Source organism: Micromonospora phaseoli (genome assembly GCF_900109115.1).
GTDB classification, from domain to species: Bacteria; Actinomycetota; Actinomycetes; order Mycobacteriales; family Micromonosporaceae; genus Micromonospora; species Micromonospora phaseoli.
Genome location: NZ_FNYV01000007.1, coordinates 1 through 14444, shown reverse-complemented (window position 1 = coordinate 14444; position 14444 = coordinate 1). Strand labels below are relative to the sequence as shown.

Annotated in this window: 14 protein-coding genes; 7 read left to right on the top strand and 7 right to left on the bottom strand. The window is 68.3% G+C overall.

Translation table 11 applies throughout. The features are described from left to right. The first annotated feature begins 187 nt into the window (after window positions 1-187). Together BMY89_RS30980 and BMY89_RS18255 are read left to right on the top strand one after the other, a co-directional pair. A complete protein-coding gene (locus BMY89_RS30980; protein WP_232521414.1) occupies window positions 188-352 on the top strand; it encodes an Atu4866 domain-containing protein in 165 nt (54 codons plus the stop codon). Between the two features lie 27 nt (window positions 353-379). After that, on the top strand, window positions 380-1714 hold the full coding sequence (locus BMY89_RS18255; RefSeq protein ID WP_092381236.1) for an amidohydrolase family protein: 1335 nt from the start codon (window positions 380-382) through the stop codon (window positions 1712-1714). On the opposite strand, the gene BMY89_RS30440 is transcribed toward BMY89_RS18255, so the two are convergent. Further along, window positions 1715-2074, bottom strand: coding sequence for a YciI family protein (locus tag BMY89_RS30440; RefSeq protein ID WP_170147730.1), 360 nt, complete (start codon window positions 2072-2074; stop codon window positions 1715-1717). A gap of 197 nt (window positions 2075-2271) precedes the next feature. Continuing rightward, window positions 2272-2919, bottom strand: a complete 648-nt coding sequence (locus BMY89_RS18250) for a TetR/AcrR family transcriptional regulator (RefSeq protein ID WP_092381235.1) — start codon at window positions 2917-2919, stop codon at window positions 2272-2274. A 97-nt stretch (window positions 2920-3016) separates the two neighbouring features. Here BMY89_RS18250 and BMY89_RS29940 point away from each other — a divergent pair, with 97 nt between their 5' ends. From BMY89_RS29940 to BMY89_RS18230, 5 genes are all read left to right on the top strand, one after another. After that, window positions 3017-3196 carry a hypothetical protein gene (locus BMY89_RS29940; RefSeq protein WP_139217969.1) on the top strand — a complete coding sequence of 60 codons (180 nt, stop codon included), beginning with the start codon at window positions 3017-3019 and terminating at the stop codon, window positions 3194-3196. A 52-nt stretch (window positions 3197-3248) separates the two neighbouring features. Next, complete coding sequence (locus BMY89_RS18245) at window positions 3249-4172, top strand: SDR family NAD(P)-dependent oxidoreductase (RefSeq protein WP_232521413.1); 924 nt, start codon at window positions 3249-3251, stop codon at window positions 4170-4172. Window positions 4173-4421: 249 nt separating this feature from the next. Then, complete coding sequence (locus tag BMY89_RS18240) at window positions 4422-6461, top strand: serine hydrolase domain-containing protein (RefSeq protein ID WP_092381517.1); 2040 nt, start codon at window positions 4422-4424, stop codon at window positions 6459-6461. Window positions 6462-6541: 80 nt separating this feature from the next. Then, the gene (locus BMY89_RS18235; RefSeq protein ID WP_092381234.1) at window positions 6542-7882 is read left to right on the top strand and encodes a sensor histidine kinase; all 1341 of its coding nucleotides are present in this window, start codon (window positions 6542-6544) and stop codon (window positions 7880-7882) included. 47 nt (window positions 7883-7929) lie between these two features. After that, complete coding sequence (locus BMY89_RS18230) at window positions 7930-8574, top strand: response regulator (RefSeq protein WP_092381233.1); 645 nt, start codon at window positions 7930-7932, stop codon at window positions 8572-8574. A 105-nt stretch (window positions 8575-8679) separates the two neighbouring features. On the opposite strand, the gene BMY89_RS18225 is transcribed toward BMY89_RS18230, so the two are convergent. The 5 genes from BMY89_RS18225 to BMY89_RS18205 all read right to left on the bottom strand — a co-directional run bounded on the left by BMY89_RS18225 (window position 8680) and on the right by BMY89_RS18205 (window position 13772). After that, the gene (locus BMY89_RS18225; RefSeq protein ID WP_092381232.1) at window positions 8680-9690 is read right to left on the bottom strand and encodes an alpha/beta fold hydrolase; all 1011 of its coding nucleotides are present in this window, start codon (window positions 9688-9690) and stop codon (window positions 8680-8682) included. 222 nt (window positions 9691-9912) lie between these two features. Next, entirely contained in the window at window positions 9913-11760 is a 1848-nt protein-coding gene (locus BMY89_RS18220) for a glycoside hydrolase family 15 protein (RefSeq protein WP_092381231.1), read from the bottom strand. Window positions 11761-12066: 306 nt separating this feature from the next. Then, the gene (locus BMY89_RS18215; protein ID WP_092381230.1) at window positions 12067-12288 is read right to left on the bottom strand and encodes a ferredoxin; all 222 of its coding nucleotides are present in this window, start codon (window positions 12286-12288) and stop codon (window positions 12067-12069) included. Next, complete coding sequence (locus tag BMY89_RS18210) at window positions 12285-13490, bottom strand: cytochrome P450 (RefSeq protein ID WP_092381229.1); 1206 nt, start codon at window positions 13488-13490, stop codon at window positions 12285-12287. The genes BMY89_RS18215 and BMY89_RS18210 overlap by 4 nt, the downstream gene beginning before the upstream one ends. Before the next feature lie 96 nt (window positions 13491-13586). Continuing rightward, entirely contained in the window at window positions 13587-13772 is a 186-nt protein-coding gene (locus BMY89_RS18205; protein ID WP_092381228.1) for a hypothetical protein, read from the bottom strand. Window positions 13773-14444: the final 672 nt, after the last annotated feature.

Here is a 14444-nt window from a genome sequence, read left to right as displayed (position 1 = left end):
AACGCTGCCATATTCACTCTCGACCCGGTGGTCGGCGACTTTCCCGCCGCCGACCTGCTGATCGGCTCGAACGAGATCGTCGGGATCGTCGACGGCGAGATCGCGCTCGTCAACGGCCGTCGACTCACGCCCGCTCCGGTGGAGCCCGACCTCGACTCCCGCTCGGTGGAGAGCCCGTACCTCGGCAATGTGGATCGACGAGAGACGCGCGGCGGCCGGCCGCACGCGTACCAGGGCGTTCTGGATCGACGGCGACCGGATCGTCTACCGCGACGACCTGGGCTTCTGGGCGTACGGCCGGTTCGTCGACGGGGTGCTGCACCACGCCGGATATGTCCTGCGCCGCCGGTGATCGCAACCAACGAAGGGAACGCTTGAAATGATGCTTTTCAGTGGCGGCACGGTCGTCACCATGGACCCGGTGATCGGCGACCTGGCGCGCGGTGACGTGCTGGTCCGCGACGACCGGATCGTCGCGGTCGGCCCGGACCTGCGGTCGCACCCGGAAGCGGCGGGCGCGACCGTGATCGACACGGGTGGCCGAATCGTCAGCCCCGGATTCGTCGACACCCATCGGCACGCCTGGCAGGCGCAACTGCGCCGAAGCATCCCCGACGTGACCGACCTCGGTGCGTACGTGATGTCGACGCTGGCCGGGATCGCGCCCGCGTACACGGCACACGACATGTACGTCGGCACCCGGCTCGCCGCGCTCACCGCCCTCGACGCCGGCATCACCACGATGCTCGACTTCTCGCACAACTCCCGCACGGCGGCGCACTCGGACGCGGCGATCCAGGCGTTGGTGGACACCGGCATCCGGGGCGTCCACGCTTCGATGGGGCCGCATTTCGGCGATTGGGATCGCCAGTGGCCCGGCGATCTGGCCCGGGTCTGCGAGGCGTACCAGGGGGTGAACGGCGGCCTGGTGACCCTGCGCCTGGCGGCGCTGGCCACCGACGAGATCGCCGGCCCGGCCCTGGCCTACGGGCCGGAGCTGGCGGCCGTCGCCCGCGATCTCGGCCTCGGCGTCAGCGTGGACGCGGTGTTCGGTGAGTCGTCGTCCGCCGCGATCCTGCGCTGGGCCGCCGACGGTCTGCTCAACCCGGAGCTGACTCTGATCCACGCCACCGGCCTCACCCCGCAGGCGTGGCAGGCGATGGGCGACGCCGGGGTCACCGTGTCGTTGGCACCGACCTCCGAGCCGCAGATCGGGCTGGAGACGGCGGTGCCCGCGATCGACGAGGCGCTGGCCGCCGGCATCCGGCCCGGCCTCAGCATCGACGTCGAGGTGGCACTCGTCAGCGACATGTTCACCCAGATGCGTACGCTGCACGCCATCCAGCGGATGCGCGCGGTGAACGCCGCCTACGGCACGGACGCCACGCCGCACCGGATCACCACCCGCGATGTGTTGGACTTCGCCACCTTGCAGGGCGCCCGCACCAACGGGCTCGGCGACGTCACCGGTTCGCTCACCCCCGGTAAGCAGGCCGACCTGCTGGTCGTCAACGCCGAAGACATCAACACGATGCCGCTCAACGACGCGATCGGTACCCTGGTGCTCGGCGCCGACCCCCGCAACATCGAGACCGTGCTGGTGGCCGGCCAGCTGCGCAAACGGGACGGGCGGCTCGTCGGCGTCGATCTGAACGAGCTATGTCAGGACGTGACCGCCTCCCGCGACACGATCCGCAAGACCGCCGCCAAGTGATTAGGCCGTGACAAGCGGGCGAACCTCGACCCACCCGTCGCTGGTGGGAATCATGCGCCCGATCCATACAGCGTGGTCGAAGTCCGAGGCTTCCACAATGAAATAGCCGGCGAACGTCTGCTCGCCTTCCAGGAGCGACCCACTGCTCACCACGTTGTCTCGGATCGACACACCAGTGGATGCGTTTCGCGCAGCGTGTCCCGCAACGATCCGGCCGCCGGTCTCGGCAATTGTGTGCGGGAGCCGCATGTGGGCCTCAAGAACGGTCGGCGAGACTGCCGCCGCACTGTCCGGTACCTCCCGCTCGTACACAAGAATAATGAACTGCGGCAATGGCGACTGATTCTCCGGTGCAACCACGGCCCGAGCCTAGCAACGACGAGTCCACTGACCCCCGCCACACATGCACGGCTCCCGTCGGGCTCGTGCAGGGGCCGGAACCCGCCGTCGCCGGCTGTGTCGTCCGCCCACATCTGGCCGCGAGCGGGTCCACTGATAGCGAGGGGCTTCGCGGTAGGCGCAGCCGAGATGACAGAGATCCGACCAATCCGAGAGGATCACGTGAGGCGTACCCCGTCGAGGAGCATGGTCAGACCTCGCTCGTAGTACTCCTGCTCGTCGGGCAGGCCGAGGAAGAAGTCGGCGGTTTCGGTCAGGTGGGGGTAGTCCTGCGGGGAGAGTGACTTCAGTCGCGCGCGCTTGGCTGTGAGCAGGGACTCCCGCAGGGCCGGGTCGGCGGCGGCGGGGTCACCCGGCTGGCGGATCACCAACCCGATCAGCGCGTTGAGCAGGAAGATGCTTAGCTGGGCGGCGGCCACCGGCGAGTGCCCCTCGGCGCGCAGCAGTGCGATGACCCGCTCGGCCAGATCGATGCCGGCGTCCGTGCGCATGAGGCGGATCGGTGTGATCTCGGCGAGGGCGGGGTGCGCGCGCAGGACGCGCAGCAGGGCCGTCATCACGGTACGCAGGTCGGCCTTGCCGCTCGCGGTCAGGTCCACCTCGCCGAGGATCCGTTCGACCAGCGCGTCGAGCAGGGCGTCCTTGTCCTTGAAGTGCCAGTAGAGCGCCATGGGTGTGACGTTCCAGGCGGCGGCGACCCGGCGCAGCGTGACGGCGTCGAGTCCGTCGGCGTCGGCGATGGCGAGGGCGGTGGACAGGACCTCGTCGCGGTCGAGTCGTTCGGAGGCGGGGGGTCGGGGTGACATGCGGCTTACTTTATCTCGTAAAAGGGCACCGTTGACGATCGAGCAAAGGAGCACTACTGTGGTTATACACAGTAAATTTACGTGACATAGTTAAGGAGTGGGCATCACACAGACCGCCCTCGTCACCGGCGGCTCTGCGGCTCTGCGGCCTTCGGCCCGCCGCACGGTGGAGAAGTTCCTCGCCGAGGGGTGGAACGTCGTCGCGACGCTGCGTGACCGGCGCAGTGGGCCGGCGACCAGTCCGACCGACTTTTGGTGCAGGCCGGCGATCTCGTGAGTGAGCGATACGCATCGGGCACGTCCACAAGTCTTCAACAAGGGAGAATCCCGTGACCCACACCATTGTCATGACTGGCGCGACTCGGGGGTTCGGCCGTGTCGCTGTCGAGCGCATCCGCGAGGGCGATCCTGAGGCGCACCTCGTGCTCCTAGCCCGTGGCGCCGCAGGCACTGAGCTCGCCGCTCATCTCAGCCAAAGCGGACGCCCCGTGACGTCAATCCCGACGGACCTGTTGTCACTGGGCAGCGTCCGTGCGGCGGCTGATGAGCTGATCCAACGGCTCGATACGGGAGATCTGCCACCGCTGCGTGGATTCGTCGGCAACGCCGGCCTGCTCTACACGAACAACGTCACGGAGAGCCCGGACGGGTTCGAGGCGACATTCGCCGTCAATGTCCTCGCCAATCACGTCCTTATCCGCCTTTTACAGGACCGATTTAAGGCGCCGTCACGGATCGTTCTCACCGTCAGCGATGCTCACTTCGGCGACTTTCGCCACAACGCGGGAATGATGCCCGCGCCGTCATGGCAGGACCCGGCCAGCCTGGCCCGCATCCGCGCGTTTCCGAAGCCGAACACCGTCACAGCGGGAGGGACCGCATACTCCACCAGCAAGCTCGCCGCGATATACCTCATCCACGAGTACGCACGACGTTTGCCACAGGGCGTCGACATTGTCGCCTACAACCCCGGGTTCGTGCCCGGCACCGGCCTGAGCCGCGAAGCAGGCGCAGCCGTCCGGTTCGTGGGGCGACGGATCATGCCGCTGATGACGCTGACCCCGATGGCATCGAGCCAGAAGAACGCCGGCCAACACCTCGCCGACGTCGCGCTCGGACGCATCCCGGCACCTTCCGGTTCCTACATCGACCGCACACGAGAAGTCTCCTCGTCGAAGGAGTCCTACGACCTCGATCGTGAACGACAGCTCTGGGAAACGGTAGAGGACCTGTGCCTCCCAATCGCATCCTGACATCCTGACCGCCCACGCGATCCTTTCGATGTGCGTGCATCCAATCATGGCGATATCCGATTCCTTCACCATGGTTCGCGGTACCGCCGATCAGCGGCACCACGTCGTTGCCGCGAGCCTGGCCGATCTGCGGGGCCGGTCGGCGGTGTGGCCCGGCTTGATCGCTGGTTGAGCCTCCTACTTAAGTCGTAAGTCGAGTGTGGTCCTGCGCCAGATGGCGCGGCGGTGCCGCTGCAGCAGGCTCTCGGTATGAACCAGATCGATGCACCAGAGCAGACCGCTTCCCGGTCAAACCCGCGCCGGTCGGCGCCCCACCTGCGGCGACTCGGTGTCGCCCTGGCAACCGTGGTCGTCGTCGCGGCGGGCGTCGTCGGCTGCGGTGCCGGTGCCGCGCAGGAGCCGGCCCCGACGAGCGATGCCCCGGCAGCAGCCGTCGAACCGGGCGTGCTGGACGCCAGCGACGTGAACGCCTGGCTCGACGAGATGCTCCCGGCCGCGCTGGAAGCCAATGACATCGCCGGGGCAACGGTCGCCGTCGTCAACGACGGTGGGACCGTCACCACCCGGGGGTACGGCCACGTCGACACCGGTGGCGAGGGCACCGAGCCGGTACCGGTCGACTCCGAGCAGCACCTGTTCCGGATCGGGTCGGTGTCGAAGCTCGCCACCGCCACCGCCGCGATGCAACTGGTCCAGGACGGCCACGTCGACCTCGACGCCGACATCGCCACCTACCTCGACTTCGCCATCCCCCGCAACTTCGACGAGCCGATCACCATGCGGCACCTGCTGACCCACACCCCCGGGTTCGAGGAGCGGATCGCCGGCCTCATCGGCAAGGAAGGCACCAAGGCCGACCTCCGCAACGCTCTGGTCACCGACCCGCCGGAGCAGATCTACCGGCCGGGCACCGTGCCGGCCTACTCCAACTACGGCAACTCGCTCGCCGGATACATCGTCGAACGGGTCAGCGGCATCCCGTTCGAGGAGTACGTCGACCGTAACGTCTTCGACCGCCTCGGCATGACGTCGTCCTCCTTCGACCAGCCGCTCCCCGCCGACCTGGCAGGCCGCGTTTCGAACGGATACGACAACGCGTCGTCCCCAGCCGGGTACTTCGAGATCGTCGGCACCCCGCCCGCCGGGTCAATGACCGCCTCGGCCCCGGACATGGCCCGGTTCATGCTCGCCCACCTGGGCGAACCGGTCGGCGACACCCCGATACTGGACGAGCCGACGCTCGACCTGATGCACCAGCCGGCGCTTGACGCCACCACGCTCGGCACCCTTGCGGGTGCACCCCGGATGACCCTCGGGTTCTTCGACGAGAGCCGCAACGGCCGTCGGATCATCGGCCACGGCGGCGACACCCTCTACTTCCACACCCACCTGCAGATCTACCCGGACGAGGGCGCCGGCCTGTTCATCTCGCTCAACAGCACCGGTACGTCGGCCCTGGCCAACCACCAGCTTCGACAGGACCTGACGAAAGCCTTCGCCGACCGTTACTTCCCGGCGGTGCCCGGCGCGGCGGCGAACGACGTGCCGGCCGGCTCGGCCGAGCGGGCCGCGATGGCCGCCGGCACCTACGAAAGCTCCCGCGCGATCGAGAGCAACTTCCTGACCCTGATCGGCCTGTCCGGTCGGACCACGGTGAGCGTCCGCGACGACGGCCGGCTGCTGCTCGAACCGCGTCCGATGTCCGATTCCGCCGCCGTCTACGAAGAGATCGAGCCCTGGGTCTGGCGTGAGGTGGGCGGGCAGGAAACGATCGCGATGCGAGCGGTCGACGGCCAGGTCGAAGCGATCGGTTTCGACTCCGCGTTCGCCCTGGTGCCCGTCGAGACCGCACGCAGCACCTACCTGGCCATCCCGGTGATCGTCGGCTCGGTGGTCATCCTCCTGCTCACCGTTTTGGCCTGGCCGATCGGGGCGATCGGTCGCCGGCTGCGGCGACGGGCACCGCGTGATCGGGCTGGACGCACCGCGCGCATCCTCAGCCGCGTCGCCGTCGGCTGCGCCCTGCTCGCGGTCGGCGGCTGGGTGGGAAGCCTGGTGCTCATCATGGGCCTTGAGGATCTCTCCACCGTCTCGTTGCGGAACGTGCAGGTGGCCCAGCTGATCGGCCTGCTAGGGGTGATCCCCGCAGCGGTCCGGCTGGTGGACGACGTCCGTCGGCGGGTCGGTTGGTCGCGGACCGCCGGCAGCGCCCTGGTCCTGCTGGCCCTCGTCGGTACGGGATGGTTCGCCGTCGAATTCATGCTGCTCTCGCCGAACATCTCGTACTGACGGTTTCGACCGAACCCTTCCCGACCCGACCCGACCCCTCCCCGATCCGTCTGGATCCACGAGCAGAGGATGCTGACCCGGTGAACGATCACATCGAGGGCGGCCCGGACACCGCCGAGCCGACCGAGCCGGCGGACCAGCCCCGGCTGACGAAGCGGTTGGACGTACTGCTCGCCAACCTCGGGGTGACCGGGCCGTTCGCCCGGGACTGTCTGCTCGCGGCCTGCGTCGCCGGGATGACGTTCACGTTGATGGCTGCCCTGTTCTGGCTCGTGACGCCACCGGGCGAAATCATGCTCGACCCGCTGCGGGCCTGGCTGCTCGTCGCCCTCGGGGTCGGGCAGGCGCTGCTGCTCTGCCTGCGTCGGGTCCGCCCGCTGCTCTGCCTCGCCGGCATCGTCGGCCTTCAGGTCGCCATGATCGCCCTGTCCCCACCAGACGCGACGATCCGGGGATTCGCGCCGTTCGTCGTCGCGTACACAATCGGGGTTCTGCTGCCGGCCAGGAGGGCGTTCGTGCTGGTCGGCGCGGCGGTGGCGGTCGAGGCGACAGCGGCATTCGGCACCGCCGCCGTGACGACGCCGGACCTTCTGCTGTCGGCTGTCGGTCCTGCCGGGTCGAGCGCACTGTCCAACCTCGGCGCGGCCGTCGTCGGTAACTACGTGGCGACCCGTCGACGCTACACGCAGCTGTTGCGCATGCAGGCCGCCGATGCGGTCCGGGCCCAGCAGGCGAAGGTGCGGGCCGCGATCGGGGCGGAACGCACCCAGATGGCTCGGGAACTGCACGACGTCGCCGCCCACCACCTGTCCGGAATGGTGGTGCAGGCGGCGGCGGTCCATCGGCTGATTGACCGGGACCCGGACGCGGCGAAGGCCGGCGTGGCCTGGATCCGGTCCCAGGGCAAGGAGACCCTGAACAACCTGCGGCTGGTGGTCGGGGTGCTGCGCGGCACCCCGGCCGACGGCAGCGGCGGCGTCGACACACCCGGCCACGATGGCGAAGGCAGCGTTCCGGTGCCAGGGCTGGCCGTGCTCGACGACCTGGTCCGGACCGCTCGGGACCTGGGCACGCCGATCGAGTTCGTGGGTGAAGGGCCGCCACGTCCGGTTCCGCCGATCGCCGACGTCGCTCTTTATCGGATGGTGCAGGAGTCGCTGTCCAACGCCCGGCAGCACGCGCCGGGCGCGCCGGTGCTGATCACGCTGCGCTACCTGCCGCGGGAGGTGTCGCTGGCGGTGGTGAACGGTCCGCCAGCGCGGCGTCCCGAGCCGGCGGCGCGCACCAGCAGCGGGGTCGGGCTGATCGGAATGCGGGAACGGGCGCAGTTGATCGGCGCACGTTTCGTGGCCGGGCCGACGACCGAAGGCGGCTGGTCTGTCACAGTGACGTTGACATCAAAGGGGAGTGACCCGTCGTGACCGGTTCTGGGATCAAGGCTGAGGCTGGCGCTGGGACGATCCGAGTGATGCTGGTCGACGACCAGGCGGTGGTGCGGGCCGGTTTCCGGGTGCTTCTGGCGCAGGCGGACGACATCGAGGTGGTGGCGGAGGCGTCCAGCGGATCGTCTGCGGTGGCGGTGGCCGCCCGGCTGCGCCCCGACGTCATCTGCATGGATGTCCGGATGCCCGGCGGTGACGGGCTCACCGCGACCCGCGAGATCCTCGCCGCCGCGCCCGAGTCGCCGCCAGCCATCCTGGTGGTTACCACGTTCGACCTCGACGAGTACGTCTTCGGCGCACTCGAATCCGGGGCCAGTGGCTTCATCCTCAAGGACTGCGAGCCCGAGGACCTGATCGACGCGATCCGCCGGCTGGCGAACGGCTTCGGTCTCGTCGACCAGGTCGTGACCCGCCGGGTGATCTCGGAGTTCGCCCGGCGCCGACCGGCGGCGCCGCCCGAGTCCGCGGCGGCGCACCAGCTCACCTCACGCGAAGCCGAGATCGTACGGTTGCTCGCCAAGGGTCTGTCCAACAACGAGATCGCCGACGAACTATTCATCGAGACCAGCACGGTCAAGTCACACCTCGGGCGGGCGATGACCAAGATTGGCGTACGGGACCGGGTGCAGACCGTGGTGTGGGCGTACCAGAACGGGTTGGCACCGAGCTGACAGTCAGCCGAGGACGGGGAGGGTGACGCCGGCGTGCAGGTAGAAGAAGTAGCCGATGAGTGTGCACCTTGCACGAGCCGCATGTAGATCTGTGGTGTCTCGAATTCACTGTCCGCCTGGCACGGAGCTGATGAAGCTGAGGAGAAGTCCGGCTGTGTGCGGAGGATCTTCGAGCATGGGTGAGTGGCCGACACCGGGCACCAACTCGACCTTCGTACCTGTAATGGAGCGGTACTGTGCCGCTGATGTGGGTCGCCACCTCTGGTCGAGCTCCCCGAAGATGACCAGTAGTGGTTTGCCGAGGCTCGTGAGCCGATCCGGAAGTGGTCGCTGGGTCAGATATTCGTCGGACGCCCGCGATGTTTCCGTGAGCGCGTGGTAGGTCATGCTGCGCGTGTCGTCGACGAGCTGCTGCGGGACGTGGAAGCCGGGCGCGAACGCGGTGCTCAAGCCCCGGCGCAGAATTCCATCGGTCCTGAGTCGCCACAGTAGTTGACCCAGCACAGGGACGAAGACGAGCTTGCCCACCGGCCCGTCCGAGACGAAGGCGTCCAGGCGCGGTCCGGTGTCGATGAGCGCGAGCGCGGTCACCAGGTCGCTGCGGTGCTCGGCGAGCGCGGTGGCGACGTAGCCGCCGGTGGAGTGGCCGATCACTATGGCGTGTTCGATGCCGAGCTGGTCCAGTGCCTGCCCGACGCGGCGTCCTTGCTGTGGGATCGCATAGCCGCCGCCGGTCGGTTTGGCGGACCGGCCATGTCCGAGCAGGTCGATTCGGATGACACGATAGGACGTTGCCAGCGCCGGGACTATCGGACTCCACCACTCGGTCGAGGCCCCGAGGCCGTGGATCAGCACGAGTGCCGGGGCGTCGCGGGGTCCGGCCTGGCTGACGTGGATGTCGTCGCCGTCGAGATGCAAGGTCGAGTCTCCGGTGGCAGGGGCGCTCTGCCAGTTCACCATTGCCGCGTTCGCCAGGAGCAATCCGACGACCGTGAGCAGAGTTGTCGCGGCGATGATGCGGCGTCGCCGGCGGGCGCGACTCCCACGCGGCTGCTGCTCGGACGAGCGCGGGTCAGCCTCGTCGAGCTGGCTGCCGGGGGCTGGCGATGTCGTCATGAGCCCACTGTCGTTTCCCGGCGGCCCCGCTGGCTTGCACAAATGTTCCGGTCGACCGGCCCGCCTGTGCGTACGCCACCGAGATCGTCAACACCGACCAGTCCCACCTACATCGCGACGTCGTGGCGTTCACCGGACCGACCCTGGAGACCGCAATCGGGCCAGCCATGCCTGGCGTTCAGCAGCCTCGCCGCGACACCGCCTACGTTCCTGGACACCGCACTAGCGGTGGCGCCGGGCGTCGGCCTCGGCGTCGAGCAGATCGTTGAGCGCCAGCGCTGAGTTGATCAGCGAGAGGTGGCTGAATGCCTGGGGGTAGTTGCCGATCTGCTCCCCGGTCGCGGCGATCTCCTCGGCATAGAGGCCGAGATGGTTGCTGAAGGTGAACATCTTCTCGAACGTGAGCCGTGCGTCGTCGAGGCGGCCGGACCGGGCCAGAGCCTCGACGTACCAGAAAGTGCACATGTTGAACGTGCCCTCGTGACCAGGGAGACCGTCGGGGGAGTGGACCGGGTCGTACCGGTGGACCAGGCTGTCGGAGACCAGCTCACGCTCGATCGCGTTCAAGGTGGACCGCCACAGTGGGTCGCTCGGCGTGACGAAGCCGACTGCCGGCATGGCGAGCAACGCTGCGTCCAGCACGGTCTCGTCGTACGCCTGCACGAAGGTGCCGCGATCCCGGTCATATCCACGGTCCATGACCTGGTTGTAGATGCGGTTGCGTTGCTCGGTCCAGGAGGTGATGTCGCCGGGGCGGCCGGTGCGGGTGGCGAGGCGGATGGCCCGGTCCAGCGCGACCCAGGACATCACCCGGCCGAAGGTGTAGTTGCGGGGGTGGTGGCGGCTTTCCCAGATGCCGGCGTCGGCCTGGTCCCAGTGACCGCAGAGCCAGTCGACGAGCCGGACGGTGCTCTTCCACACCTGGTGCGAGACACGGATGCCCTGCTCGTCAGCGAGATGCATGGCGTAGAGGGCCTCGCCGTGGATGTCGAGCTGGAGCTGGTCGGCGGCACCGTTGCCGATCCGCACCGGCCGCGAGCCGCGGTAGCCCTCCAGGTGGTCGAGAACATCCTCGTGCAGGTCGGAGGAGCCGTCCACCCGGTACATGATCTTCAGTGGATCCCGGTGGTCGCCGGCCTCGCGGATCCGCTCGTCCAGCCAATCCATGTACCGGCTCACCTCCTCGGTGAAGCCGAGGCCGAGCAGCGCGTGCACCGAGAACGACGTGTCCCGTACCCAGGTGTAGCGGTAATCCCAGTTGCGGGTGCCGCCGATCAACTCGGGCAGCGCGGCCGTGGGCGCGGCGATCATCGCACCGGTCGGCGCGTACGTCATGAGTTTCAGCGTGATCGCGGAGCGCTCGACCATCTCCCGCCAGCGGCCGGTGTAGCGTGAGCGTTCAAGCCAGCGCCGCCAGTAGTCCCGGGTCCACTCGAATATCCCCTGGACCTCTTCCGGCGAGATGATCCGCGGCTCCGTGCCGGCGGTCTCCAGAACCACCCCGCCGCTGTCGCCCTCGTTGAGGGTGCCGTACGCGACCAGGTCGCCGCCCTCATCGCGGATGTCGCCGCGCTCGGAAATCAACTGCCGCACCGGGTCGACCGGGTTGAACGTCAGCGTCGCCGACCGGCTGCGGAAGACGTAGCCGTTGCGGTGGCGTTCCAGCTGATGCCCTTCACGGGCGTAGTCGAACCGCGGCCGGCACTCCAAGCGGAAGCGCATGCTGCCCCGGACCATGGTGACGAGGCGGACCAGGCGGTGCGCGTCGGTGGCCCGCTCGCCGGTGACCGGCATGAAGTCCATCACCTCGGCCACGCCGTCCGCGCTGATGAACCGGGTGATCAAGATGGGTGTGCCGGGGAGGTAGAGCTGTTTGGTGACGTACCGCACGTCGTGCGGCGCGATACGGAAATAGCCACCCTTCTCCTTGTCCAGCAGCGCGGCGAAGATGCTCGGCGAGTCAAAGCGCGGCGCGCAGAACCAGTCGACCGTCCCGTCACACGTCACCAGCGCGGCAGTCTGCAGGTCGCCGATGAGTCCGTGATCCTCGATCGCCGGATAGCTGTCCACGTCTCTCCCCGGTTCGGCTGCGTCCTGCGCATCGAACCTAGGGGAAGAATTGTCGAGTTTGGTGTGATTGGAGCTCAGCCACCCTGTCGCGGCGCGCCCGACGCGGTACCAGCCTCGCGCCGCCCGGCTTCCGCTTGGCTGAGATGAGCACGTCGGTGCGAGGCCGGACCAAGTGCGCCGCCGCGCGCCCTGGAAGTCACCATGATCAGCGAGCCAGCACCGGCGAGGCCGGCCAACCCGAACACGCCGACGGAGGCGATGAGCGCGGGTACCGCATGCACCGGTAGCGAGTTGGGCGCTGTCGCGTCAGGCGGGTGCGATCAGGACGCCGTCGTCGTCGCGTACGGCGATCGCCTCGACCGGGCACGACTCGGCGGCGTCGATCACCGTCTCGGTCGGTTCGACGGCCGCCGCGATCGGGGTGGCCAGCCCCGACTCCATCCGGAAGTGGGCCTGCGCCATGCCGACGCAGCTGCCCGAGCCGATGCAGCGCCGCGCGTCGACCTCGATCCGCCAGCCGGCGCTCACCAGGTCACCGGCATCCGGGCCAGACCTCGGACGATCATCCCGCTCTTCCAGGTGAGCTCCGGCTCGGGCACGGCGATCCGCAGCTCGGGCAACCGGGCGACCAGGGTGCCGATCCCGACCTGCAGCTCCATCCGGGCAAGCTGGGCACCCAGGCAGTGATGCACACCGTGCCCAAAGCCGATGTGCGGATTGGTCTCGCGGCCGAGATCGAGTCGATCGGGGTCGGCGAAGACGGTCTCGTCCCGGTTCGCCGAGGAGAGCGAGCCGATCACTGGTTCCCCGGCCCGCACCAGCACCCCACCGACCTCGATGTCCTCGGTGGCGTACCGTGCGAACGCGGACGCCACTCCGAGCGGGACGTACCGCATCAGCTCTTCGATCGCGGTCGGCACCCGGGCCGGCTCGGCCCGCAGCCGAGCCAGCTGGTCCGGGTGGGTGAGCAGGACGTACGCGAAGTTGGGCAGCTGGGTGACGGTGGTCTCGTGACCGGCGGCGAGCAGTCCGGCGGCGAGCTGCACGACCTCCTGCTCGGTGAACCGGTCCTGGTGCTCGTCGCGCGCCCGCACCATCGCGCAGATCAGGTCGTCGGTGGGCTCCCGGCGCCGCTGCTGGACCAGCTCCCCGATGTACCTGTACAGGTTGTCGAGGTACTCGTGGATCTGCTCGGGTGACAGCGAGGTGGTCGAGACGATCGCCTCCGACCAGACGTGGAACAGGTGCCGGTCGGCGAAGGGCACCCCGAGCAGCTCACAGATCACCTGGATCGGCAGCGGAGTCGCGAAGTGCTCGACCAGGTCGGCCGGTGGTCCGGCTGTCACCATGGCGTCGATCAGTTCGTCGGCGATCTGCCGGGTCCGGGGTCGGAGCTGCTCGACCCGGCGTGCGGTGAACGCCTTGGCGACCAGCCGCCGCAGCCGCGTGTGCCCCGGCGGATCCATGGACAGGATGCCGCCCTCGATCTGCCTCGGGGTGAGCCGCGGCTCGTCCCGGCCGACGCTGGCCGCCCGACTGAACCTCGCGTCACCGAGGACGGTCCGTACGTCGACGTACCGGGTCGCGAGCCACGCCTCCTCGCCGAACGGTAGCCGTACTCGGGTGAGTGGCTCGACGCGCCGCAGTTCGGCATAGAGGGGGTCGAGGTTGAGCCGGTCGGGAGGGCTGAACGGGTACGGTCGCGCGGCGACCCTGGCAACGTCTGGCATTGGTCAACCCCCAAAGCAGACCGAATCACCCGCAAGGTGGCCGGATGATCAACCGATGGTGATGCCTCGACCGCCGATCGTAGTGAAGAATATGGATCAGTGCCAGTGCGCTGCCTCGTGGGGGTCCGCCACGCGAGTCGTCGATGACCTCGGGTTCAGCGGCCGGTCCACGGCTGGATGATCGTAAAGGTCGATGATCCCGCGCATCTTCGCGGTGAATTCGGGGTCCGTGCCGGCCTTCCACGTCAGGGTGGTCTGCAGTGGGTCGTGGCGGCGATCCATCGCCCGAACGTAGCGAGTCCTGGGGTGGGCAGGGATGGGCAGCCCGCATTGCGGGCCGGGGCGCGGAGGTCGGGGATCATGGGATTAATCGTGAAAAGAATCCACTCTATCCCGAATTGCCATAGCTGCGGCTAAAACGTGCCTCTATCGGCGAATCTGTCGAATACGCTACAACTCGCCCGTGACGTAACGCTAAGTCACAGTCAAGTAGCTCTGGGTGTATCTGGGGCGGCTCTCTGGAGGGGTCATGAGCAACAACCGACGGCTGCGGCGGGGGCTGAAGCAGGGCCGCGCCGCTTCAGGGCTGAGCTCTGCCCTGATGGTAGTCGGGATGACGGGTGGACCCGCAGCCGCAGCGCAACCCGTGGAAGCGAACCCGTCGGCCCAGCGTGTGCACATCGGTACTCCCGGACCGCTCGGCCAGTACGGCGGGTGGCCGTCGTACTGGCCGACTGTCCGCCAAGACGGAGACGGACCGGACGATTCGTGGGATCACTACCCTAAAAAGTCGAAGGGGTACGGCCCCCAGGGCTGGCAGGGCCCGTGGGCTGGGCACGACGGGGGCAAGCACCGCTCACATGGCTTCAAGGGCACCCAAGGCCCCCAGGGTGTTCAAGGCGCCCATGGAGCTCGGGGTGCGCAGGGCATTCAGGGTGACGTGGGTGCGCAGGG

Coding starts and splice junctions, on each gene's coding strand:
- BMY89_RS30980 (WP_232521414.1), top strand. CDS start 188: ATGTGGATCGACGAGAGACGCGCGGCGGCCGGCCGCACGCGTACCAGG.
- BMY89_RS18255 (WP_092381236.1), top strand. CDS start 380: ATGATGCTTTTCAGTGGCGGCACGGTCGTCACCATGGACCCGGTGATC.
- BMY89_RS18250 (WP_092381235.1), bottom strand. CDS start 2,919: ATGTCACCCCGACCCCCCGCCTCCGAACGACTCGACCGCGACGAGGTC.
- BMY89_RS18240 (WP_092381517.1), top strand. CDS start 4,422: ATGAACCAGATCGATGCACCAGAGCAGACCGCTTCCCGGTCAAACCCG.
- BMY89_RS18230 (WP_092381233.1), top strand. CDS start 7,930: ATGCTGGTCGACGACCAGGCGGTGGTGCGGGCCGGTTTCCGGGTGCTT.
- BMY89_RS18225 (WP_092381232.1), bottom strand. CDS start 9,690: ATGACGACATCGCCAGCCCCCGGCAGCCAGCTCGACGAGGCTGACCCG.
- BMY89_RS18210 (WP_092381229.1), bottom strand. CDS start 13,490: ATGCCAGACGTTGCCAGGGTCGCCGCGCGACCGTACCCGTTCAGCCCT.
- BMY89_RS18205 (WP_092381228.1), bottom strand. CDS start 13,772: ATGGATCGCCGCCACGACCCACTGCAGACCACCCTGACGTGGAAGGCC.